18 protein-coding genes are annotated in these 24,018 nt (G+C 40.3%); 5 read left to right on the forward strand and 13 right to left on the reverse strand.

The window, feature by feature from the left end; genetic code table 11:
- Positions 1-52: 52 nt before the first annotated feature.
- From BKL51_RS07020 to murJ, 6 genes are all read right to left on the reverse strand, one after another.
- Positions 53-655 carry a CDP-alcohol phosphatidyltransferase family protein gene (locus BKL51_RS07020; RefSeq protein ID WP_077466011.1) on the reverse strand — a complete coding sequence of 201 codons (603 nt, stop codon included), beginning with the start codon at positions 653-655 and terminating at the stop codon, positions 53-55.
- Between the two features lie 220 nt (positions 656-875).
- Positions 876-1,820: a 4-hydroxy-3-methylbut-2-enyl diphosphate reductase gene (ispH, locus tag BKL51_RS07025; RefSeq protein WP_077466012.1), complete on the reverse strand. Its 945-nt coding sequence runs from the start codon at positions 1,818-1,820 to the stop codon at positions 876-878.
- Positions 1,817-2,335 carry a signal peptidase II gene (lspA, locus tag BKL51_RS07030; protein ID WP_077466013.1) on the reverse strand — a complete coding sequence of 173 codons (519 nt, stop codon included), beginning with the start codon at positions 2,333-2,335 and terminating at the stop codon, positions 1,817-1,819. The genes ispH and lspA overlap by 4 nt, the downstream gene beginning before the upstream one ends.
- Positions 2,336-2,399: 64 nt before the next feature.
- Positions 2,400-5,225: an isoleucine--tRNA ligase gene (ileS, locus tag BKL51_RS07035; RefSeq protein WP_077466014.1), complete on the reverse strand. Its 2,826-nt coding sequence runs from the start codon at positions 5,223-5,225 to the stop codon at positions 2,400-2,402.
- Positions 5,226-5,240: 15 nt separating this feature from the next.
- Complete coding sequence (ribF, locus tag BKL51_RS07040; RefSeq protein ID WP_077466015.1) at positions 5,241-6,179, reverse strand: bifunctional riboflavin kinase/FAD synthetase; 939 nt, start codon at positions 6,177-6,179, stop codon at positions 5,241-5,243.
- 45 nt (positions 6,180-6,224) lie between these two features.
- Positions 6,225-7,799, reverse strand: coding sequence for a murein biosynthesis integral membrane protein MurJ (gene murJ / locus BKL51_RS07045; protein WP_077466016.1), 1,575 nt, complete (start codon positions 7,797-7,799; stop codon positions 6,225-6,227).
- Positions 7,800-8,065: 266 nt separating this feature from the next.
- On the opposite strand from murJ, the gene rpsT reads away from it, so the two are divergent.
- On the forward strand, positions 8,066-8,329 hold the full coding sequence (gene rpsT, locus BKL51_RS07055) for a 30S ribosomal protein S20 (RefSeq protein WP_005548279.1): 264 nt from the start codon (positions 8,066-8,068) through the stop codon (positions 8,327-8,329).
- Between the two features lie 77 nt (positions 8,330-8,406).
- Here rpsT and BKL51_RS11780 read toward each other — a convergent pair whose 3' ends face one another.
- The 3 genes from BKL51_RS11780 to srmB all read right to left on the reverse strand — a co-directional run bounded on the left by BKL51_RS11780 (position 8,407) and on the right by srmB (position 13,074).
- A complete protein-coding gene (locus tag BKL51_RS11780) occupies positions 8,407-9,576 on the reverse strand; it encodes a restriction endonuclease subunit S (RefSeq protein WP_158074921.1) in 1,170 nt (389 codons plus the stop codon).
- Positions 9,577-9,596: 20 nt separating this feature from the next.
- Entirely contained in the window at positions 9,597-11,642 is a 2,046-nt protein-coding gene (locus BKL51_RS07065; RefSeq protein WP_077466018.1) for an N-6 DNA methylase, read from the reverse strand.
- Between the two features lie 109 nt (positions 11,643-11,751).
- Positions 11,752-13,074 (reverse strand): ATP-dependent RNA helicase SrmB, encoded by a 1,323-nt coding sequence (srmB, locus tag BKL51_RS07070; RefSeq protein ID WP_077466019.1) that lies wholly within the window; start codon positions 13,072-13,074, stop codon positions 11,752-11,754.
- Between the two features lie 100 nt (positions 13,075-13,174).
- On the opposite strand from srmB, the gene BKL51_RS07075 reads away from it, so the two are divergent.
- The gene (locus BKL51_RS07075) at positions 13,175-13,873 is read left to right on the forward strand and encodes a tRNA1(Val) (adenine(37)-N6)-methyltransferase (protein WP_077466020.1); all 699 of its coding nucleotides are present in this window, start codon (positions 13,175-13,177) and stop codon (positions 13,871-13,873) included.
- A 44-nt stretch (positions 13,874-13,917) separates the two neighbouring features.
- Here BKL51_RS07075 and pnuC read toward each other — a convergent pair whose 3' ends face one another.
- Positions 13,918-14,601: a nicotinamide riboside transporter PnuC gene (pnuC, locus tag BKL51_RS07080; RefSeq protein WP_077466021.1), complete on the reverse strand. Its 684-nt coding sequence runs from the start codon at positions 14,599-14,601 to the stop codon at positions 13,918-13,920.
- A gap of 178 nt (positions 14,602-14,779) precedes the next feature.
- Between pnuC and rapA the strand changes: the two genes are divergently transcribed.
- Together rapA and rluA are read left to right on the forward strand one after the other, a co-directional pair.
- The gene (gene rapA, locus BKL51_RS07085; RefSeq protein ID WP_077466022.1) at positions 14,780-17,563 is read left to right on the forward strand and encodes an RNA polymerase-associated protein RapA; all 2,784 of its coding nucleotides are present in this window, start codon (positions 14,780-14,782) and stop codon (positions 17,561-17,563) included.
- A gap of 2 nt (positions 17,564-17,565) precedes the next feature.
- Positions 17,566-18,225, forward strand: coding sequence for a bifunctional tRNA pseudouridine(32) synthase/23S rRNA pseudouridine(746) synthase RluA (gene rluA / locus BKL51_RS07090; protein ID WP_077466023.1), 660 nt, complete (start codon positions 17,566-17,568; stop codon positions 18,223-18,225).
- A 42-nt stretch (positions 18,226-18,267) separates the two neighbouring features.
- Here the strand turns inward: rluA and BKL51_RS07095 are convergent, their stop codons facing one another.
- The 3 genes from BKL51_RS07095 to BKL51_RS07105 all read right to left on the reverse strand — a co-directional run bounded on the left by BKL51_RS07095 (position 18,268) and on the right by BKL51_RS07105 (position 22,562).
- Positions 18,268-19,761, reverse strand: coding sequence for a PTS transporter subunit EIIC (locus tag BKL51_RS07095; RefSeq protein WP_077466024.1), 1,494 nt, complete (start codon positions 19,759-19,761; stop codon positions 18,268-18,270).
- Between the two features lie 741 nt (positions 19,762-20,502).
- Positions 20,503-21,102, reverse strand: a complete 600-nt coding sequence (locus BKL51_RS07100; RefSeq protein WP_077466025.1) for a histidine phosphatase family protein — start codon at positions 21,100-21,102, stop codon at positions 20,503-20,505.
- Between the two features lie 14 nt (positions 21,103-21,116).
- Complete coding sequence (locus tag BKL51_RS07105; RefSeq protein WP_077466026.1) at positions 21,117-22,562, reverse strand: DASS family sodium-coupled anion symporter; 1,446 nt, start codon at positions 22,560-22,562, stop codon at positions 21,117-21,119.
- A gap of 108 nt (positions 22,563-22,670) precedes the next feature.
- On the opposite strand from BKL51_RS07105, the gene BKL51_RS07110 reads away from it, so the two are divergent.
- Positions 22,671-23,570 (forward strand): LysR family transcriptional regulator, encoded by a 900-nt coding sequence (locus tag BKL51_RS07110; protein ID WP_077466027.1) that lies wholly within the window; start codon positions 22,671-22,673, stop codon positions 23,568-23,570.
- The last annotated feature ends 448 nt before the right edge of the window (positions 23,571-24,018 follow it).

Raw genomic sequence — 24,018 nt, forward strand, 5'->3', positions numbered from 1 at the left:
CCGTCGATCTAAATATTATTTAAGGCTCAAGGCAGTCTTTATCCAAGCATTTTTACGAAGTAGTCGCCAATCCTCGTTTTACTCGGTTATAAGCAGTTAAAATTAAGGCAAGATTTGCAAGCCAAAACAAGCTGCTCAAATAAATAGACAGTTCGCCAAAATAAGCGTATGCCAAACCTAGCGCACCAATCAAAAAAGCGCGATCGCTTTTACCCAAAGGTCCGTCATAACGCCGCCCATTACCATGAACTTGCCCTAAAACGCCACAAAACTCAGTGATTATTGCCAAGAAAATAAAGCCCATCACAGATTCTGCCGAAAATGGTGTGACAAAGGCAAAAGGTAAATAGAGTGCGGCATCGGCAACAACATCGGTTATTTCATTCAAATAGCCGCCTAAATCAGATTTTTGGTTAAACTCCCGAGCCAACATACCGTCAATCGCATTCAATGCCATTCGTAAAAAAAGCCAAATCGGTAACAGGTAAAATAGGCTGGAAATAGAAGAGAAAAGGGTCAGAATCATTCCCCAAAAGAGCGAGAAACCACAGGCAAACAAAGTTACTTGATTGGCAGTTATTCCCCATTGCTCAAGACGTTTCACCAATGGGCGCAATAAGTTTTGAAAGGTCGGTTTGAGTTGATAAATACTCATAATCGTCCCCGAAGGAAGAATTTTCAGTAATATAACCGAGATGTTCAGGAAAGGCAAACAAAGGAATCAAACTGACTTTACAAAAGAGTTTGATGTTACAACAAAAATAAACAAAACCATTGTATGGATTATTGAGGCATGAGTTTTGCACAATTACTATATAATATAGACACTTTGTGCAAACCCACTGCTATTCAAAGCACGACGATACCCCTTTGCTTTAATTCACTTCTTTAATTCGCAATTCTTTCGGCACTTCAAAGAACATATTTTCTTCTAGCCCTTGGAGCTCTTCTAATTTATTCGCTCCCAATTCTTTTAAGCGGGCAATAATGGATTGCACTAATTCCTCCGGAGCAGAAGCTCCCGCGGTAATCCCGATAGTTTGTACTTTATCAAACCACGCTGCTTGAATATCCGCAGGATCATCAAGCAGCTGTGATTTAACTCCCATACGGGAGGCTAATTCTGCTAAGCGGTTAGAATTTGAGGAGTTTTTGGAACCCACCACCAAAACTAAATCCGATAATTTCGCCAACTCACGTACGGCTGCTTGTCGGTTTGTTGTGGCATAGCAAATATCATTTTTGTGTGGTCCTTGGATTGACGGATATTTTTCTTTTAATGCATGAATAGTTTCAGCGGTATCATCTAAAGAAAGGGTGGTTTGAGTCATAAATGTCAATTCATCGTTTTCTTGCACAGGTAAACGGGCAATATCTTCCGCACTTTCAATCAGATAAATCCCACCTTCACCATTGCTGTATTGCCCCATCGTACCTTCTACTTCCGGATGACCTTTATGCCCAATAAGAATCGCTTTTGTCCCTTTTCTACTTGCGCGAGCCACTTGCATATGTACTTTGGTCACTAGCGGGCAAGTGGCATCAAAGACTTTTAATTGGCGATCTTTGGCTTCTTGGCGTACTGCTTGAGAAACACCATGAGCAGAAAAAATCACAATGGCACCATCCGGCACTTCGCTCAATTCCTCCACAAAAATGGCGCCGCGTTCACGTAACCCGTTCACCACAAAACGGTTATGCACAACTTCGTGACGCACATAAATCGGCGCCCCGTGAATTTCAAGGGCGAGTTCTACAATACTGATGGCTCGATCAACACCGGCACAAAATCCGCGCGGATTGGCTAAAATTATTTTCATTTTTGACCGCTCTTTTCTGTTTGTTTATCTTGTACTTTTTTCTTTTCGCTTTTAAATGCGTCTAGCATAAGCAAGCCGGCACCAATACAAATCGCCACATCTGCCATATTAAATACCGGATAATGATAAATATCCCAATAAAAATCTAGGAAATCGACCACAAAACCGTGATAGGTACGATCCACCATATTTGCCAATGCGCCACCAATAATCAGCGCATAGGCACTATTTTGTAATTTTTGCTCTGCCGTATTTTTCTTCAAAAAATACATCAACATCAAAGAAATACCAATAGCCAATACGATGAAAAAGTATTTTTGCCAGCCATCGTGATCCGCTAAAAAACTGAACGCCGCACCATAGTTACGCACATAAGTGAGATTAAATACCGGTAAAACATTCACACTTTCATATAAATCAAATTGTTGTACCACAAAATACTTCGTGAATAAATCAAGGGCAAAAGCCATCGCACTTAGCCAAAGAAAAGAGAGACCGGATTTTGTTTTAGCCATAAGAAATCCCTAAATAAATGAAAAGTGCGGTCAAAATCAACCGCACTTTGAATATGAAAATCACCTATGCAAAACGGCGAATTTCACCATTACCCATCACGTTTTCCACACAACGAGGGCACAATGCCGGATGTTGCGGGTTGATACCGATTTTATCGGAATAGTGCCAACAACGCGGACATTTTTCACCGTTGGAACGGAAAACACTCACGGCAATGCCTTCCAATTCTCCTTCGGCAACATCCACTGGTTTTTCCGCTAACGGTTTCACTTCCACTTTGGAGGTAATTAATACAAAACGCAACTCGTCGCCCAATTTTTCAAGCAATGCGCGATATTCGTCATTGGCATAAAGGATAACTTCCGCTTCCAAACCGCCACCGATTACTTTGTCGTTACGGGCGATTTCCAAGACACGATTCACCTCGGAACGAACTTTAATCAGCTGTTGCCAGTAGGTATCGTCTAATTTTTCGTTTTCGCCTAAACCGAATAAACCGGTGTAAAATTCTTCGGTGAAAATAAACTCCGAACGTGGGTTTTCACCTTGTGGCAAGTACCCCCAAATTTCATCAGCGGTAAAGGAAAGAATCGGCGCCATCCAACGAACCAATGCTTCAGCAATGTGCCATAACGCCGTTTGACAGCTACGGCGGGCAAGACTATCCGCTTTGGTGGTGTATTGGCGATCCTTGATGATGTCCAAATAGAAAGATCCCATTTCCACAGAACAGAAACGCATCAATCGTTGCACCACGGCATGGAATTGATAATTATCGTAAGCCTCTTTAATTTCGTTTTGTGCCTCAAGTGCACAAGCCACCGCCCAACGGTCAAGGCTAATCATTTGTTCCGGTTTTACCGCATCCCGTTTCGGGTCAAAACCGTTTAAATTCGCTAATAAGAAACGTGCCGTGTTGCGAATACGACGATAGCTATCCGCCGCACGTTTTAGGATTTCATCTGACACCGTCATTTCACCGGTATAATCCGTTGATGCGACCCATAAACGTAAAATATCACCGCCAAATTTATCCATAACTTCTTGCGGAGTTACGATATTGCCGATAGATTTAGACATTTTGCGCCCTTGACCATCCACGGTAAATCCGTGGGTCAATACTTGTTTATAAGGCGCTTGATTATCCGTTGCAGTGGAAAGCATTAATGACGACATAAACCAGCCGCGGTGTTGGTCGGAACCTTCCAAGTACATATCAATCCCTTGACCGCTAAATTCGGGACGATTCGCCACCACAGAGGAATAGGTTGATCCGGAATCGAACCACACGTCTAAAGTATCCGGTACTTTACGATAATGTTCTGCATCTGCGCCAAGCAATTCTTTTTCGTCCAGATCCCACCATGCTTGAATGCCTGATTGCTCGACACGTTTTGCCACTTCTTCCAATAATTCTAAGGTACGCGGATGTAATTCTTCCGTTTCTTTGTGTACAAACATCGTCATCGGCACGCCCCAAGTACGTTGGCGGGAAATACACCAGTCAGGACGATTTTCCACCATTTTTTCGATTCGTGCCTGCCCCCAATCCGGAATCCAACGCACGCCCTTAATTTCACCTAAGGCGTTGGCACGCAGCCCTTGGGTTTCCATACCAATAAACCATTGTGGTGTGGCACGGAAGATAATCGGGGTTTTATGACGCCAGCAGTGCGGATAACTATGCTTAATTTTTTCTACTTTCAGCAAATTATCCGTTTCTTGCAATTTTTCCACCACAAGCGGATTTGCCTCAAATACACCTTTGCCGGCAAAAAATTCTGTAGTTGAAATAAATTTGCCGTCATTTGCCACAAGGCATGCCATTGGCAAATCATATTTTTGTCCTACAATAAAGTCGTCTAAACCGTGATCCGGGGCAGTATGTACTAAACCGGTACCACCGTCGGTCGTTACGTGATCGCCTAAAATCATTGGTACGGTAAAATCATAGAACGGATGGTGAAAACGCGACAATTCAAGCTCTTTTCCTTTGACCGAACCCAAAATTTCCACTTGTTCCACGCCTACCGCTTTTGCTACATCTTCTACTAAATCAGCAGCTAAAATTACCCTCTCATCACCGAACTGAACCAGTTGATATTCCAGTTCCGCATTCACCGCAATAGCACGGTTAGACGGAATTGTCCAAGGCGTGGTTGTCCAAATTACCGCAGAAAGTTTGCCTCTGCCGTTACCTCGAGCATTAAATTTGGCTTCAATTTCATCCGCACTTTCTGCCGCAAAACGAACATAGATAGACGGTGAAACTTTATCTTCGTATTCTACTTCCGCTTCCGCCAAAGAAGAGGCACAATCTAAGCACCAATGAACCGGTTTCGATCCTTTGTATAAATGCCCGTTTGCAATCACTTTTCCAAGGGTACGAATAATATTGGCCTCCGTCTCAAAATTCATCGTAAGATACGGATTATCCCAATCGCCCAGCACACCTAAACGGATAAAATCTTTTTTCTGCCCTTCCACCTGCTCTGCCGCATATTCACGACATTTTTGACGAAATTCCGCCGCTGAAATTTTCTCGTTTGGTTTTCCTACCAAACCTTCCACTTTCAGCTCAATCGGTAAACCGTGACAATCCCAACCCGGGATATAAGGGGAATCAAAACCCAGTGCCGTCTTAGATTTAACAATAATATCTTTCAAAATTTTATTTACCGCATGGCCGATATGAATACTACCGTTTGCATAAGGAGGACCATCGTGCAAAATAAAGGATTTTTTACCTTTTGAAGCTTCACGAATTTTTTGGTAAAGATTTTTCTCATACCAATTTTGCAACATTACAGGCTCGCGCTTGGCTAAATCACCACGCATTGGAAAACCTGTTTCCGGTAAATTAAGCGTGTTTTTGTAATCGACTGTCATTTTATTTTCCAATTTTTACTTTTTAAAATTCTTGCTAAAAAATGCTTTTGCGGTTTCAACATCCCGTTTAATTTGTGCCTTTAAATCATCAAAAGAGGGAAATTTCATTTCCTCTCTTATTTTATGGCAAAACTCAACCTCAACCAGTTCACCATAAATTGTCTTTGCAAAATCAAATAAGTGCACTTCTAATAATTGAATCGCGCCATTAATCGTTGGGCGTTTCCCCATATTGGCGACGCCGTTAAAAATTTCGCCCGATTTTAACCGCACTTTTACCGCATACACGCCTTTAATAGGATTCACTTGGCGATGCAAACGAATATTTGCCGTGGGGAAATCCAATGTTCTGCCCAATTTATTGCCGTGAATCACCCGACCGAAAATACGATAAGGTTTGCCCAACAAACTTTCCGCAAGAGATAAATCGTCTCTTGCCAGAGCTTCTCGAACGGTTGTACTGCTAATGCGTTGTTCGTCCAAACAAAAACTATGATTATCTTCCACCGTAAAACCGAAACGCTCCCCCGCTTGTTTTAACATAGCAAAATTGCCTTGACGGTTTGCACCGAATTGAAAATCATCGCCAATGCTTAAAAATTTTACCCGGAGCCGATTCACTAATGTTTGTTCGATGAATTGTTCTGCCGATTGTTCTGCCAAAGCTCTGTTAAATTTTGCCACGATAACGACATCGACCCGGGCCTGCTGTAAATAGTGAAGCTTATCACGTAAACGCATCAAACGTGCAGGCGCATTATCGCCCATAAAATATTCACGGGGTTGCGGCTCGAACAATAATACCGCCATGGGTAAATTTAATTCGTCCGCTTCTTGGCGAAGATGGCTTAATACCGCCTGATGCCCCAAATGCACGCCATCAAAGTTGCCAATCGTCAATGCACAACCTTGTAAAACCCGACTTGCATTATGCAGTCCGCGAATTAATAACATGTCCTATCCACAAAAATTACAGAATTTCTGCATTATAGCGGTAAGTTAATTTTTTGTCAGCAAATGGTGTTTACGGATACCTAATAAAATCAACATCAAACCATAAGTGATTGCGGCTAATCCAATCAACCAAATCAACCAATAAATGCGAATGATAAAACTCATTGTCGCCCATTCATTGATATCCGGCACGTAATACCACACTGCAACGCCCATTATCAGTGCGGAAAGTAAAACTTTCATAAAAAAGACCGCACTTTGGCGTGAAAAACGGTACACATCGGACTTCGCCAAACCACGATAAAGCAAGTAAGCATTAAGTGTAGCGGACATGGCAGAAGCTATCGCTAACCCCACATAGCTAAATGGAATCGCCAACACATTGAATCCCATATTACTCACCATCGCGATAATGCCGATTTTCACCGGCGTTTTGGTATCTTGGCGGGCATAATAACCGTTGGCAAGAATTTTAATCAACATAAAACTTAGTAAGCCGGCATTGAATGCCCATAAGGAATAAGAGGCGGCATGCACATCACGTAAGGTAAAACTGCCCCGCATAAAAAGTGTCAGCAACATAGGGCGGGCAAGCACGGCGATACCGACCGCCGCCGGTACGCCGAGTAATAGAATCATGCGCACCCCCCAGTCCATCGTATTACGAAAATCCGCCGCACTTTGTGCTGAATTCTCCTCGCGATTGACGTGATGACGTGCGAGGGTTGGTAAAATTACCGTAGAAATCGCAATGCCGAACAAGCCAAGGGGAAACTCCAGCAAACGGTCGGAATAATAAAGCCAGCTGATAGAGCCGGTCATTAAAAAACTGGCAATAATTGTATCCAGTAATAAATTGATTTGGCTGACGGACACGCCAAACAAAGCCGGAATCATCAATTTACGAATTTTTACCACGCCTTCATCGTGCCACGCCCATTTCGGTTTCACCAAAAGTCCGGCTTTTTTCATAAAAGGAATTTGGAATAAAAATTGCAATAAACCGCCGAGAAAAATACCGATGGCTAATGCAAGATCAGGATTATCCATTCTAGGTGCGAGGAAAAGTGCGGTCGCAATCATCGCAATATTTAATAACACCGGCGAGAAAGCCATTACCCCAAACTTGCCCAACGTATTCAACACCGCACCGGAAAGTGCAACAAAAGTGACAAACCACAAATAAGGAAAAGTAATTTTCAATAGCAAAGAGGCCTGTTCAAATTTATGGGCATCAGGCCCGTCATTAAGCCAATCGGTGAACCATCCCATACCAAATAATGCGGCAACAACAGGTGAGCCCACCATCGCCAACAAAGTTACGATACTCACCAAACCGCCTAATGTACCGGACACCTTACCGATAAATTCACGGGTTTTATCCAGATCACCTGTTTTACGATATTCTGCCAACACAGGAACAAAGGCTTGGGAAAATGCCCCTTCTGCAAATAAACGACGGAGAAAATTCGGAATACGGTTGGCAAATAAAAATACATCAGCCGCGGCCCCCGCACCAATCAGATGTGCGATGACAACATCACGCACCAAACCTAACACACGTGATAATAATGTCATACTGCTGACAATCACGCCCGATTTTAAAAGTCGTTTACTCAAAACATTTCTCTCTTGGCTAAAAATTTTGCTTAATTGTATAGAAATTTTGTTTTTACGCTATATTCCACGTAAAAAAACTGATAAAATCCGCCCACATCGTTTGTGTGAGCCCCTATTGAAAGCGCTTGTAAAAATAACGATGCTTACTTTCGGTTGTGTCTCACCGAAACCAACACAAATTTTCCATTGACAAACGTATAAAAAATCGTCATATTGACGCCCTTTATTTTGTCACACTAATTAACAGAAATTTTAGGAGTTTGACCTTGGCTAATATCAAGTCAGCAAAAAAACGTGCGGTACAATCTGAAAAACGCCGCCAACACAACGCAAGCCAACGCTCTATGATGCGTACTTACATCAAAAAAGTTTATGCTCAAGTAGCAGCAGGTGAAAAAGCAGCAGCTGAAGCAGCATTCGTTGAAATGCAAAAAGTTGTTGACCGTATGGCTTCAAAAGGCTTAATCCACGCTAACAAAGCAGCAAATCACAAATCTAAATTAGCTGCGCAAATCAAAAAATTAGCGTAATTAAAACAGCATAAAAAAAGACCGCACTTTGATGTGCGGTTTTTTATTTCTCAAAGTTTCCCCTATTTAAATATATTTTATCTATTGATAACTTGTTTTGTTACTGCAATTTTATTGTCAGCATAACGCACTACATCTTTAATCACTAGCTTTTGCATAGCGGAAATCAGGGTTTCCATAAAATAAAAGTCAATTTGGGCGATTTTATCCAATCCTAAGTTGGGTTTTATTGGGAAAGATAACTTCTGAGTTTTGATTATTTTTTCACTAAAACTTGAACTTCCCCAAGAAAAAGTACTAAAAGCTTTTACCATAATTGGAATAAAAAATTGTGCATTTCCCTTGTTAAATAAAGTTAGTTTAGGTTTTAACACCTTGATTTTATCGCCTGTAAAATAAGGTTTTTCTTGATAAAACATTGTTGCTGTATCCTGTCCAAATGAGATGGTATTACCTTTATTTAAATAACTTTCGCTCTCGTTCAGATAACCTTTAATTCCATTATTGACCGATGTTCTCACAACATAAGGATAGCCGGTATCTTCAATTTTAACTTTATTAGCATCAAACCTTTTCTTAGATGGTTTTACTTCAAACAAGTCCTGCAACTCAAATTCCGCCCACACCACTTTGCCATTTTCAAACTCAGCAAGCACCTGTTGTTCAGCCGTGGTGAGCGTATAGTCTTTTAAACCTGTAACCAATAAATAATCCTCTAGCTGTGAGAGGCGTGAAACTTTGATTTGGGCGATGAAATTTTCCATAAAATCAAAGTCAATTTGGGCGATTTTATCCAAACTTGAGTTGGGACTTATTGGAAGAGGAATTTTATTTCCTTTGATTCTTTCCCAACCTGCTTTGTTTGTCCACTCATAGTTGCCATAAATTGCTTTTGAAATGCTTGCTGTTAAAAATAGATACTGATTATTCGTCAAAAGATCATCAGTATATATCCATTTAATGGCATATGCATCTTGTAAAACAGTAAATTCTTTATTTTGATAAAAGGTGGCTCCTGTATTTGCACCATTTGCAGAAATTGAAATTACATTTTTTAAAATAGTTGCATTATCTCTAGGGACATAATTATTTAACCCTTGATTTTGAATACCAGCAGTTAGAGCAGGTAAATTAAACCCTCTTTCTGGATTATTTGGTAAATCATTAGTTTTATAGTTAAGTTTTTTTACTTTTATTTTTTCAAACAACTCCTGCAACTCAAACTCTGCCCATTTAACTTGTTGCAATTTTTCCGTTAAATGGGTTTCTATTTTCCCAAGCGTTCGTCTTGTTTATCTTGTTTTTTTAATAGTTTAGAAACTTCCCACGCCAAATAATCACTAACAGTCTTTTTAAAATCCTCAAAAGTAGGCTTAGTATCCATCGGTGCAGTTTGGTTCCAATCTGCACCGTTTTTCGGGTCTATGGTATTTTCAAAATACTCTTTTTTGCTAAACAACTTCAATTTAGACTGACCAAAACGTACCAAATTAACCACTTCTTCATAGCGTTGTCGAGCATTGTCGGTATCTTTTAAGTTATTACGGGCTTTTTTACGGTTGGTTCGGGTATAGCCGTCATTAGAAAAATCAATAAATTTGACTAACTCATCTTTTTCATGTTTTTCACCCACTTTAAACACATAAATATTAGTCTGTACGCTAGATTTACCGATAAATAAATCAATCGGCATTTTAATACTTGCAAGTAGGGTGTGTTTTTGCAAAATGCGTTGATTGATTTCTTTTGCCTTACCACTTCCTGCTGTGTTTTGAATAATAATCGCCGCATAGCCTTTGTTCATCATATTTAAGGCAGCTTCTACAAAGTTCATTCCATTGCCAGTAGCAGAATAAGGCGGATTCAGAATAAAAGCGTCTGCTGGGAATTTATCATCAGTATTACCAAAGCCATATCTACCGTCAAAATCGGTCAATGAGTTTTTGTTAATGATATTAGAGCTGCCATCGCCCATCATAATCATATTCAAAATAGCAAGCATATAAACGCTAGAAAGTAATTCCAAACCCAACAATTGTTTAGCTTTAATATGGGCTTCTTTGCGGCGTAGTTCTTCGGGCGATTGAATATTGGCTTTGGCATCTTTAAGCATTTCATTCATTGCGGCGACCAATAGTCCAGCTGAACCTGTAGCAAAGTCCCAAACATAACTATCTTTATTCACCCGTGCCAATTTAACCAATAAAGTCGCCACATAAGACGGTGTTAAAACCACATCGTTGAGTTTGTCTTGTGTGAATCCGAGCCAAGAGTACATCTCGTTAAACAGCTTACCCGTGAAGTCTGTAGTTAAGCCGATTTTGTAATAAATACCCAAATCATCAATAATCTTAGTAAATACACGTTTAAGCTGGCTTTCGCCATTTTGCGGTTTGTTGATATTATCGGTTAAAAGCGTATTAGATAACGTGCGGATAATTAACTCTTTTTTATCCTGCGGTAATTGCTTTTCATTAAAAAAGGCGTTGATTTTACGAATAATAATATCACCATCTCGGTTGCCCTCTTCTTCAGATGATTTTAAATCTTCTTTTTCCAAAGGTTTTACCTTGTTTGGTACGCCAATCGTAGCAATGATTGAAGCTGCAACAAGATAAACACGGTCGTTTTCGCCTAAACCTTTTTCGTTTTGGTAAATATCGTTATTAAGTTTGATCAGACTGGTATCAATTTCTTTTTCACGCTTTTCTTTGATTTTTTCTAATTCTTCAGGCGAAAGTTTGATCTGCTTAACCTGTGCGATAAAATAGTCAAAATTTTCTTTAGCAAGAAAAGAAAAATCGGAAAATTCACCGACTTTCTGCCCCACGCCAAGATTCGATTTTGCAACATAATAAACCCCGATTTGATGGTGAATTTTGCCTTTTTCGTCTTTTTCACCCGTCATACCAATGGCAATAATATCGGTGTAGCTGGTGTGGTGGAGCAAAGCGTTAGCATAATGTACCGCTCCATTGACTGCATAGCCATTGATATGCTTGAAATTCGGTTCATTTTTCGCTGTGCGATTATCTACATTGCCTTCGGCATCTAATTTGACTAACTTATCACCATAGCCTTTATATTCAATCAAAATAGGGTAATATTCAGTGTTAGCTGTCTGTAACAACAATTTTGCGTCAGGGCGATTTGCCCCCATACCGCCACTTTTAGAAAAATAATCTTTCAATGCTTTATCAATTTCATCATTGAGTATTTCTTGTTCTAATTTATAGTCTAATTGATACTTTTTCAGCCAGCTATTCGCTAAATCTGCAATATTAGGTTCGATTGATTGCAACTTCTTTGCCATTCTTACACCTTGTTATCCCCGTAAAAAAGATAGATAAAATTGTTACATTATTTTAAATCTTAATTTTTGTGCAACAGCCTTTACACCAAATTCCACTTTAACTTTAACCTTAACTTTCCTTCATTAAACTCGCCTTTCTCCGCTTCCCAATATTTTTCGTATCCTTGTGACGTAGCTTCACTTTTTTCTTCGCCTCTGTTTTTTTCTTTTCTTCCCGTTTTGTTTTGATACGGGCTTTTTGTTTTTTACTCACCGATTTAATTTCGCCGTCTTTCGGTGGTTTGGTGCGAGGTTCTAAGCCTGCTAAAACACGGGCTTTTAGAATTTCCTCCGTGTAACGCTTGATTTTACCGAGCAATTTATAATCGTGTGCTTCCACAAAAGATACCGCCGTCCCTTTTTTACCCGCTCGAGCGGTACGCCCAATACGATGTAGGTAAGTATCCGCACTATATGGCAAGTCAAAATTCATCACATGGCTAACATCATCAATATCAATACCACGAGCCGCTACATCGGTTGCCACTAACACCGTGACCACATCTGATTTCAATTTATCAATGGCATTGTTACGTTGGGTTTGTGCCATTTCACCTTCCAAGTAAGCGGAACGAATACCCCGTTTACGCAAGGTTTCGGAAAGTTCTCGGGCATTTTCACGGCGACGCACAAAAATAATGCCTCGGCTTACTTTTTCTGTTTCAATAAAACGAGCCAATAATTTCACTTTGTGTTCATAGCTATCGGCGTGGTAATACCATTGATTGATTTTTTTACGTTCGCGGCGGCTTGGTTCGGCATCCACTTGTACAGGATCATTAAGCAAACGTTCGGCAAAATCGACCAATAATTCGCCCTCTAAAGTTGCTGAAAATAATAACGTTTGTTTACGCCAACGGGTTTCCGCCGCAATTTTTTCCGCATCCTGTCCAAAGCCCATTTGCAACATTCTGTCCGCTTCATCAAAAATTAATATTTCCACTGAACGGCAATCAAAATTTTCTTCTTGAATGTATTGCAATAAGCGCCCCGGTGTCGCCACCACCAAATCTTGATTGGTGTTAAACACCTCGCCATGGTTTTGATATGCCACACCACCGGTGATGGTGGCAATATTTAAATGGGTAAATTGTGCCAATTCTTCCGCTTGTTGCGCCACTTGCATTGCCAGCTCACGGGTTGGTGTTAATACAAGAATACGTGGCGGGCCGGGCTTACGACGTGGATAATCAAGCAGATGTTGCAATGCCGGTAGTAAAAAAGCAACGGTTTTGCCCGTGCCGGTCGGTGCCGAGCCTAGCACATCACGCTCTTCCATCGCAGCAGGAATGGCTTCCATTTGGATCGCAGTTGGACGCTTGTAGCCTTTTTTCTCAAGCGCTTTTAAGAGCTCAGAGGAAAGATCAAATTGCTCAAATTGGGGAAAATTCATTATTGTACGGTTCTTTGTTAAAATTGGCGCAAATTATACCTGAAAAGCCTCGAAACGCCTAAAAATAAACAGGAAAGTGCGGTCAATTTAAGCAATATTTATGAGTAGTTTTACCTTTAAACAATTTCACATTAATCAACAACATTGTGCGATGAAAGTAGGCACAGACGGCATTTTGCTGGGTGCGTGGGCGGATGTGAATCATTGTAAAAATATACTTGATATGGGGAGCGGAACGGGCTTGCTGGCATTAATGCTTGCACAACGCACAAAGGAAGATAGTCAAATTTATGCTGTAGAATTAGATCCTGCTGCAGCACAACAAGCACAAGAAAATATTACGCTTTCACCTTGGAAAGCACGTATCAATTTGATTCGGGGAGATGTTCAACATTTTTTATCCGATACGAAAGAAACCTTTGATCTCATTGTTGCCAACCCGCCCTATTTTGAACAAGGCGTGGAATGTAAAAACAAAGAAAGAGAGTTAGCCCGTTATACCAAACAAACTCATTCGGACTGGCTGACGTGGGCGGCTGAACGTTTATCGGAAAAGGGCAAAATCAGTTTTGTGTTACCCTATGAGGCGGCAAAAACGCTCGAAAAACTGACCGCACTTTATTGTGTCAAACAAACGGAAGTCATTACAAAAATCGGAAAATCACCGCAAAGAATGTTAATCACTTTTGCCAAACAACCGCAAGAATTAGAGCACAATCAAATCATGATCTACAATGAGAAAAACCGCTATACGGACGAATTTATTGCACTAACAAAGGATTTTTATTTGAAGTTTTAACAAAAAAGCGAACTCTACGGTTCGCCTTTCTGTGAAAAGTGCGGTCAATTTTGCGTTTGTTTTGTCAATTTCGTCCAGTTGTAATAACCATAAAGCGAGTTCAACAAATAGGCACTATACATTAAATACATCGCCGGTGTTTCCGCCCATAACTTAATAGAAAGAATATTAAGGACAATCCATAATAGCCACTGTTCACGATAACGCAAAATCATCAGTAACTGTGCCGCCACCACGATAATGGTGGTTAAACCGTCTAAATCGGTTGAACTCCCGCCTGCCGCCTTCAAGGCTTGCACAAATAAAAGTGTGCCAATGCCGATAAAAAGCATAAGGGCAATCCAACCTCGCAGGGTAAGCGATTTTGCCACCACGCTTTCACCGCCATGGTCATTTTGCATATTGTTTTTCCACATAAAATAGCCGATGTACTGTGCTGGCAAATAGACATAAAGCACGGTGTTCATTTCCCCTAAGAGATTTTGCCCCCATGCTACATAAAAATAGGTATAAGCAAAAATCAAGCCGAAGAAATAGTTACTGATTTTCCCTTTACTCACCAATACCACGCATAAAATACCTGAAATACCGGAAATCATTGCCAACCATGTATCCGGTGCTTGCACATACGCCCAAATTTGTGCAGTGATAAATACCACCAACCAGACTACTTCAAAAGGTTTCCAACCGGATAAAAACTCACGTTTAAGACGTTCGGACCAATCCATTTTTTTACTCCATAACAATGAAAAACTATGCCATTTTCACACCGCACTTTAGTAAAGTAAAGCGTAGAATCTTGGTAATCATGGCAATTGTGATTAAGCTCACGGTTTTCATTGCTTTCCCTTTTAATCGGGCTACAATAGCCGCCCGAATTTTAATGAATAAAAAATAGAGAATTGTATGACACCTTTTGCCCTTGGTCAGCGTTGGTTAAGCGAAAGTGAAAATAATCTTGGATTAGGCATCGTCACCGCTTTTGACGCCCGTACCGTGAGTTTGCATTTCCCCGCTTCCGACGAAACACGCATTTATTCTATCGCCCAAGCGCCACTTACCCGCATTCAATTTACCAAAGGCGAAACGTTAAACCATAAGGACGGTTGGCAAGGCACTATTGTCGATATTCAACCCCTGAACGGCCTGAATTTTTATTTGGTAGAAAATCCGCTAGGCGAACAAGTCATCGTTCAAGAAGGTGATATTTCTCCGCTTATTTCCTTTAGTTCGGCAAAAGATCGGCTCTTTTCCGCACAATTAGATCGTAGCCATCATTTTGCTTTGCGTTATCGCACGCTAAAACATCAACAAGCCCAATTTCAATCGCCTTTACGCGGTTTGCGCGGGGTACGTGCCGGCTTAATTCCCCACCAGTTGCACATTGCCTCGGAAGTAGGAAATCGTGTGAATCCGTGCGTATTGCTCGCCGATGAAGTGGGCTTAGGTAAAACCATTGAAGCAGGTATGATTTTGCAAAATCAACTTTTTGCCGAAAAAGTACGGCGTGTCTTGATTGTTGTTCCCGAAACCTTGCAACATCAATGGCTGGTTGAGATGTTGCGCCGTTTTAATTTGCACTTTTCATTATTTGATGAAGAACGTTGCGAGGATTTTGCGATCAGTGGCGAGAATCCTTTTAGCTCGGAATCACTGATTATTTGTGCATTAGATTGGCTGGCAAATTCCCCTAAACGTACGGAACAAATCTTGTCAGCCGGTTTTGACTGCCTAATTGTGGATGAAGCCCATCATTTGGTTTGGACTGAAAACGCCCCAAGTCAGGCTTATTTGTGTGTTGAACAATTGGCAAACGCCATTCCTTCCGTTTTACTATTGACTGCCACACCGGAACAATTAGGACAAGAAAGCCATTTTGCCCGCCTACGCTTACTCGATCCCGAACGTTTTTTTGATTATGCCACTTTTCAAAAAGAACAACAAAATTACCAACCGGTGGCGCAAGCGGTGCAATCTTTACTGGAAGATAAACCACTAAGTGCGGTCGAAAAAAATCATATTTCTCAATTGCTGGGAGAACAAAATACAGCGCAACTTTTTCAAGACATTAATAATTCTAATGAAGAAGAACAATCAGCACGCCAAACCTTAATCCAAAACTTGATTGATCGTCATGGCACAAGTCGTGTGTTATTCCGTAATACACGTCAAGGCGTGAAGGGATTCCCGCAACGTATTTATCACCCCATCACCTTAACCGCAGAAAATACGGCAAAAATTGACCTCATAAAAACACAATGGCTATTGGACTTCTTAAAAACACAACGTAATAAAAAAGTCTTTGTTATTTGTCAAAGTGCGCTAACCGCTATTCGCCTTGAACAGCATTTACGTGAGAAAGAAGGGATTCGAGCTACTGTTTTCCACGAAAAAATGTCAATTATCGAACGAGACCGTGCCGCCGCCTATTTTGCCGATACGGAAAATGGCGCACAGGCATTGCTCAGTTCAGGTATTGGCTCAGAGGGGAGAAATTTTCAGTTTGCGGACACCTTAATATTGTTTGATTTGCCGCAAAACCCCGATTTACTTGAACAATGTATCGGACGTTTAGATCGCATCGGTCAGCAAAATGATGTGCAAATCTACCTGCCTTGTGTGAAAGAATCCGCAGATTATGTGCTGGCTCGCTGGTATCACGAAGGATTAAATGCCTTTGAACAAACCACGCCGATGGGAATGGCATTATTTGAACAGTTTGCAGAAGCACTGCAAAAAGTGCGGTCAAATTTAACCGCACTTTCAGACTTGAACACTCTCATTGCAGATACAAAACAAGCACGTGAAAAACTCAAAACAGAGTTGGAACAAGGGCGTGACCGTCTATTAGAACTCAACTCCAACGGCGGAGAACAAGCAAAGCGGTTAGCCAATGCTATCGCCGCACAAGATAACGAGGTGGAATTAGTCAATTTTGCCCTGAATTTGTTTGATATTATTGGGGTAGAACAAGAGGATCTTGGCGAAAACAGCATTGTGATCAGCCCTACCGGTACAATGCTTGTGCCGGATTTCCCGGGTTTAAAAGAAGAAGGCGTGACGATCACCTTTGATCGCAATCTTGCCCTTGCCCGTGAAGAATTGGAATTTTTAACTTGGGATCATCCAATGATTCGCCAAGGTATTGATCTTATCGCCTCGGGTGATATTGGAAAAACAGCAATGGCATTACTGACTAACAAACAATTACCTACCGGCACGCTGTTGTTAGAATTAATTTATGTGGTGGAATCACAATCGCCGAAAGGATTGCAGCTCAATCGTTTCCTACCGCCTACGTCGATCCGATTATTGCTTGATAACAAAGGCAATAATATTGCCGAACAGGTTGAATTTGAAAATCTGCACAGCAAATTGAAACCGCTTGGTAAAGATGTGGCAAATAAAATGATCAAAATGGTACGCCCGACTTTGGAACAATTATTTTCCCTAGGTGAAAAAAAAGTCCAACCTCTTGCCCAAACTTATATTAACCACGCGCAACAATTGGCAAATCAAACCTTGAGTGTGGAAATTAATCGATTACAAGCCTTACAAATGGTGAATAAAAATATTCGCCAAAGTGAAATTGATATTTTAGAGGCACAGCGTACTCAATCTTTAGAAACATTGGCAAAAGCAACGTGGCGATTGGATAGTCTTCGAGTTATCGTCACCAATAAGGAATAACTATGGCACTGATTGAATATCGTCCTCCAATGGAACCTTATTTAGACATTGTTTATCAAGATAACTATATTTGCGTGGTCAATAAACCGAGCGGACTCCTTTCCGTACCGGGCAATCAACCGCAATATTACGACAGTGCGATGAGCCGGGTGAAGGAAAAATTTGGTTTCTGCGAACCGGCACACCGTCTTGATATGGCAACTAGCGGCATTATTTTGTTTGCCTTGAGTAAAGCGGCGGATAAGGAACTCAAACGCCAATTCCGCGAGCGCGAGCCGAAAAAATATTACCAAGCCTTAGTCTGGGGACACCTTGTACAAGACCGTGGCGAGATAGATTTCCCGATGATTTGCGATTGGGAAAACCGCCCGCGCCAACGTTTAGATTTTGTCCTCGGCAAAAGAGCGGTCACAAAATTTGATGTTTTAGCACGTTTACCCAATAACAGCACTCGTGTAAAACTTACGCCGATTACCGGGCGTTCCCACCAATTACGCCTGCATATGCTGGCGCTCGGTCATCCAATTTTAGGGGATAAATTCTATGCTCATCCACAAGCAAAAAGTATGTCATCACGCCTTTGTTTACATGCGGAATCATTAAGCATTACCCACCCTATCACCGGTGAACCTATGACTTTTTGTGCAAAAGTAGATTTTTAACGAAAAACATCCTCCCCAAAACATGGGGAGGATACCGATTATCTAATCTTCTTTTCCTAAAATCTGATTTACTTCGCTTTTATATAATACCGCTTTCGCGCCGAAAACGGCTTGAATCCCTCCTCCGACTTCCAACACATCAATAGCACCAAGGGATTTTAAACGTGCTTTATCGACTAATTTCACATCTTTAACCGATACTCGCAAACGGGTAATACAGGCATCCACATTTTCAATATTTTCCGCCCCACCAAGACCCGCAATAACATAGTGGGCATTTTCAGTGAGAGAAGTCGTTTGTAATTCCGCACTTTCCTCTGCTTCCGCTGCTCTTCCCGGTGTCATCACATTGAATCGGGTAATTAACAAACGAAATGAGAAATAATAGAGTAACGCCCAAGGAATACCAACTAAAACCACACGAATCCAATGCGTATTCTCATTGCCTTGTAAAATACCGAAGAGTAAGAAATCAATAAGTCCGCCGGAAAAAGTATTCCCAATGGAAATATTGAGTAAATCGGCAATATAAAAAGAAACACCGTCTAAAAATGCATGAAATACATAAAGCCAAGGTGCAACGAATAAGAACATAAACTCGATAGGTTCAGTAATGCCTGTGATAAATGAGGTTAACGCCGCGCCTAAAAACAATCCGCCAACTTTTGCCCGACGGGATTTTGGCACGCAATGATACATCGCTAAGCAAGCAGCCGGCAAACCAAACATCATGGTATCAAAACGACCGGCAAAAAAACGCGTACCTTCGGTGAATAAACCTTGATGATTAGGATCGGCTAATTGAGCAAAGAAAATTTTTTGTGCCCCAATGATGGTTTCTCCATTTACGATTTCCGTCCCGCCTAATTCGGTGTACCAAAATAGCGGATAGATCATATGGTGTAATCCCACTGCGCCACTTAACCGCATAAGAAAACCGTAGAAAAATGTTCCGATCTCATCCATTGAAGCGATGCCTTTACCGGCAGAGACCAGCCAGCCTTGAAAGGTCGGCCAAATTAAAAAGAAAACTGCGCCGATAAAAATCGCCGCAAATGCCGTAACGATCGGCACAAATCGAGAGCCGCCAAAAAAGCCCAAGATTTGCGGTAATTGGATATTATGGTAACGATTATGTAGTTTTACTGTTACCAAACCCATAACTAATGATCCGATCACACCGGTATCAATACTTTTTACCTCAGGAGAAAAGAGAGGAATTAAGGCTGAAATCGTCCCGCTCATAATTAAATAACCGACTACTGCTGCAAGTGCGGCAACGCCTTTATCCCGTTTTGCCAAACCAATACCTAAACCGATACAGAGAAACAATGCCAAATTCGCAAATACGACCGAACCCGCAGAAGACATAATTTGGAAAATACCTTGCAGCAACGAATTATCCAGTACCGGATAGGCTTGCAGTGTGGCTTTATTGGATAGTGCGCCACCAATACCAAGTAACAGACCGGCGGCAGGTAAAATAGCGATCGGCAGCATAAAGGCTTTACCGATTTGTTGGAGTTGTTTAAACATAGATTCCTCACATTAAGTTAAAATTTGCGGTGTCTATTATAAAGCTTGTTAACCATCCCATGAACATATATTACATTACCAGTTCCAAAAATTTAATCGCTCTCTTTAGCTTACTCATAAACAACCAACTCCCCAACGCTTCGTATTTTCACTCGTTCCCCTTAAATAGTTTGGGATTCGCATAGTCAAGATTTCCATCAACGATAGATTTTTCTCAGTTAGATCTATTTCTTAAATGTTCAATTACCCCCTCCTTTACTTTTGAGTTAACTCTATTCATGTTAAAGCTTGATAACATCAGTTTTAAACGAAATTTTCTTCACCATTCAGTCGTCGTCTTCTAATTGTAAAGGAACAAAAAAACGACCGCACTTTTAAACTGTTAGCCTAAAAGTGCGGTCAAAAAATCCAACGGATTTTGAACGTTGGCTTTACCTACGGCTCCGAAGGCGCGAATCAATCACCTCGATGATTTATAAGTTATTTTTTCGGTTTCTTCGATAGCCCCGTTTCTAAATCTAACCCGTTATCCACTCACCCCAGCCTGATTTGCCAGTTTCATCATTAATGACTCACTCGGTTTAGCCGGTACCAATATCACAACAAAGGCCTTCTAGTCCTTCAAAAATTTTAGAAAATGTTATTATGCATCCTAAGTTTGAAAAATAGGAGGCTATTAGATCATAATTTTTCTAAAAGTGCGATCTTGCTCTGTCTTTTTTACCAAAGGTAACAACAATGTCAATCTGCGACATCTAAATCTGGAGGCATTCCTCCTAGATTATAAGCTTCTAATTTGATCGGAGAATGGGGTTTAATATTAAAAATCGTGAGTGTACCCTGAGTTGCCGGTAGCAAATGAGCAGCGGATAAACCAATAAGGCTATGACAAGCCGCACGAATGACACCACTATGAACAACAGCCAAAATGTCACCGGAAGATTGCTCTGCCCATCTCAGTAAACTTTGCTTAATACGTTGACAAAAATCATGCCAATTTTCCCCATCTTCCGGTGTATAGTCACCATTACGCCAATCCCGATACAAATCCGCCTGATGTTGAATCAAATCACTTTTCTTTAATCCCGACCATTTCCCCATATTAAGCTCACGCAACTGAGGGTCTCGTACGGCTTCAGTATATCCGATAAGTTCTGCTGTTTTTACTGTTCTTCCTAAATCAGAACAAACCACTAATTGGGGGGACAATTGTTGAATAAGAGGTTTAATTGCTTGTGCTTGACGTATGCCTCTTTGCGATAGTGGAGAATTACAATGCCCTTGTAAGCGTTTCTCAATATTCCATAAAGTTTCGCCGTGGCGTAATAACATTAATCTCATATTTATACCTTCTTTTATAAACCGTAACCTAATAATTGAAACCAAGTAAAGATTGATATGGAAATAATTGTGGCGCTAATTAAACAGGTGATCAGCCCATATTTCATTTGATCGATAACACTGAAATATCCCGTTGCAAAATAAATGGTGTTCACTTTGGAATGCGGGGGAAGAGTGACGGTATATGTCAGAGTAAAGGATGCAGCCAATGCCAATGTCACAGGATCCATACTTAAGGTTTTGGCTAAAGCAATAATGGAGGGAATCAGAATTGTCGTACGTACTGTTTTACTGGTAAAAATTAAATGGCTATACATACAAACAAAAATGACCACAACATATACCCAATGGGTAGGCAAACTTTCAAGATTTAAACCCTCGACTACTTTTCCCATAATCCATTGTGATCCTTTGGTTGATTCCAATGTATTACCTGCCGCATAAGCTCCTGCGGCAAACAGCATTAAATCCCACTTGATTTTGGCCTCTTCCCATTTCAATAAACCTACTTTGGGTAATAAACAAAGTACCGCACTGATCACTGCCGTCATATATACGCTAATCTTAAAGCCAAACCAAGTTAGGTGGTAATTCTCACTTGCCCATAAAAACACCGCGAATAAAAAGATTGTAATCGCTTTCTTTTCTTCTAAACTTAAACGCCCTAGCTTTTGGTATTCTATTTTCAATCTTCCCAATGCTTCCTGAAAATGTTGTTCTTTCTTAATGGAGAACAATTTAAAACCGATAAGATAAGCCATAAACATACTGATCAAGGCGGTAGGAAGTGATGCGACTAACCAATCCAGATAACCTATATCCGCACCGGTTTGTGAATTAATAAAGCCCACTGCAATAATATTGGCGGCAGTACCGGTCATCACTCCCGAGGTGGCAATGGCATCCGCTTGTACGCCTTGTAGCATCATCAATTTACCAAAAGCACTTTCTCCCGGAACAGCTTTGTAAATTTCAAGCAGAATCATACAAATTGGTACCATTAAGGTAGCACGTGCTGTAGTGGAAGGAACAAAGAACACCAACACAAAATTGATAATGATCAGCACAAAGAGAGCTTTTTTGGGGGATTGCCCAAAATAAGTAATCATCCACAATGCGAGACGCCTCGCAATATCAGATTTAATCATTGCTGAAGTCAGCACAAATGCTGAAACCATTAACCAGATCACATCATAACCCAGTGTAGCAAAAACCACCTTCTCTTTTGCAACGGTTTGAGTCACAGGAAGGAGAATAATGACCAACATCGATGTTAAATAAATTGGCAAAGAGCCACATACCCATAAAATTAAAGCACTACAAAAAATAGCGATAGCCTTTTGCCCTTCTAAGGTTAATCCTTCGGGAGTAGGCATGAACATAAGCCCGAATAGTGCAACGATAGCAAGGGGAATGCCCACTTTTTTTAAGATACCTTCTTTCCTTTGAATGGTAGACATAAGATTTCCTCATTATTGATTGATTTTTTAGCTATTATAGGAATTTGCAGCTATATGAATAATTGTATTATGATATAAAAATCATAAATAAATTTTATAGGCTATCGAATGAATCTTACCCAAATACGTGCTTTTGTGGTGTTATCCGAATGTTTAAATGTCACCGAAACGGCACAACGCCTTTTTTGTACCCAACCGGCTGTTAGTATAAAAATAAAAAATCTGGAACAATCCTTGAACACAGTATTATTTGAACGGATCAATCAACGTTTATATTTAACCGAACAAGGAAAAATTTTCCGGCAATATGCCTTAAAAATGTTACAAATTCTGGAAACCGCTCAGGAACATATTCAACAATTTAACGACCCGCATTACGGAAAAATTACTTTTGGTGCCAGTCATTTTGTCGGAGCTTATCTTTTACCTCAACTGATCGCAGATTATAAAAAAATAGCACCGCAGGTAGAGATTCGAATGGATATTTTACCCTCTCATCAATTGATACAGCGACTGGAAAATCATGAAGTTGAATTTCTTATTATGTCTGATCAAGTGATGTTTGATCCCCTTGAATATCATGTTGAAAAGATTTTGACTGATGAACTTATTCTTGTCGCCTCTTGTGAACACCCCTTTACCCAAAAGACTGGTGTCTGTTTTGAGCAAGCATTACAAGAAATTTTAGTGATTAAACCACTTCAATCTCAAACTAGTAAATTTCTGTTTCACCAGCTCAGCCAAGAACAGAGACAACAATTACGTATTTTGGAAATTAATAATTTGGAAGGAATAAAGCAGTGTGTGATTCAGAATTTAGGTATCTCTTTTATTTCGAGACAGGCAGTTGCCAATGAACTGGCACTCAATTTAATGAAAGAAATTAAAGTAACTGATCGACAATTTATTCGGGGAATTAATTGTATTTACACCAAAACACGCTTACTCTCCCCTGCTACTACGCATTTTCTGAAACTATTATGTCACCACGGTCAGCATATAGGATAAAATAGCTGATAAAAATAAGCTTAAAGCCTTGTAGTATAAGATTTTAAATCTTCTTTTTGAAATATGAATAAAATGCTCAAAATACCAAATCCAGAAAAAACTTAGTTTACTTATTCTGTTGGAAAACAAACACAACAACAATTAGCAAACAAATATCTTTTCTCCCCAAAAACTATTCAAAGATATTTAGAGAAAGTTTCTAGAAATTTATTAAATCCACCTGAAAAAACATTTAAATATTATTATTGACACCACATCTTCTAATATGATTTTAGTGTAATGGTCTTCGTTGATAGTCACTCAAGTAAAGTGGTTTATTATAAAATTATGAAGACTGAAAAAGACATTTACTATAAGAAAATAATAAATAAGATACAAGAAAAAGGTTTTGTTATGTAATCAGTTACCTGTGATAGAAATAGAGGTGACTTATTCAATACACTGACAT

Source organism: Rodentibacter sp. Ppn85, assembly GCF_001999335.1.
Classification (GTDB): Bacteria; Pseudomonadota; Gammaproteobacteria; order Enterobacterales; family Pasteurellaceae; genus Rodentibacter.

Excerpts from the sequence above, each read along its gene's own strand:
- BKL51_RS07105 (WP_077466026.1), bottom strand. The coding sequence starts at position 22,562 with ATGTCTACCATTCAAAGGAAAGAAGGTATCTTAAAAAAAGTGGGCATT.
- BKL51_RS07065 (WP_077466018.1), bottom strand. The coding sequence starts at position 11,642 with ATGGCAAAGAAGTTGCAATCAATCGAACCTAATATTGCAGATTTAGCG.
- BKL51_RS07075 (WP_077466020.1), top strand. The coding sequence starts at position 13,175 with ATGAGTAGTTTTACCTTTAAACAATTTCACATTAATCAACAACATTGT.
- BKL51_RS07110 (WP_077466027.1), top strand. The coding sequence starts at position 22,671 with ATGAATCTTACCCAAATACGTGCTTTTGTGGTGTTATCCGAATGTTTA.
- ispH (WP_077466012.1), bottom strand. The coding sequence starts at position 1,820 with ATGAAAATAATTTTAGCCAATCCGCGCGGATTTTGTGCCGGTGTTGAT.
- BKL51_RS07020 (WP_077466011.1), bottom strand. The coding sequence starts at position 655 with ATGAGTATTTATCAACTCAAACCGACCTTTCAAAACTTATTGCGCCCA.
- BKL51_RS07100 (WP_077466025.1), bottom strand. The coding sequence starts at position 21,102 with ATGAGATTAATGTTATTACGCCACGGCGAAACTTTATGGAATATTGAG.
- pnuC (WP_077466021.1), bottom strand. The coding sequence starts at position 14,601 with ATGGATTGGTCCGAACGTCTTAAACGTGAGTTTTTATCCGGTTGGAAA.
- BKL51_RS07095 (WP_077466024.1), bottom strand. The coding sequence starts at position 19,761 with ATGTTTAAACAACTCCAACAAATCGGTAAAGCCTTTATGCTGCCGATC.
- srmB (WP_077466019.1), bottom strand. The coding sequence starts at position 13,074 with ATGAATTTTCCCCAATTTGAGCAATTTGATCTTTCCTCTGAGCTCTTA.
- ileS (WP_077466014.1), bottom strand. The coding sequence starts at position 5,225 with ATGACAGTCGATTACAAAAACACGCTTAATTTACCGGAAACAGGTTTT.
- lspA (WP_077466013.1), bottom strand. The coding sequence starts at position 2,335 with ATGGCTAAAACAAAATCCGGTCTCTCTTTTCTTTGGCTAAGTGCGATG.
- rapA (WP_077466022.1), top strand. The coding sequence starts at position 14,780 with ATGACACCTTTTGCCCTTGGTCAGCGTTGGTTAAGCGAAAGTGAAAAT.
- ribF (WP_077466015.1), bottom strand. The coding sequence starts at position 6,179 with ATGTTATTAATTCGCGGACTGCATAATGCAAGTCGGGTTTTACAAGGT.
- rluA (WP_077466023.1), top strand. The coding sequence starts at position 17,566 with ATGGCACTGATTGAATATCGTCCTCCAATGGAACCTTATTTAGACATT.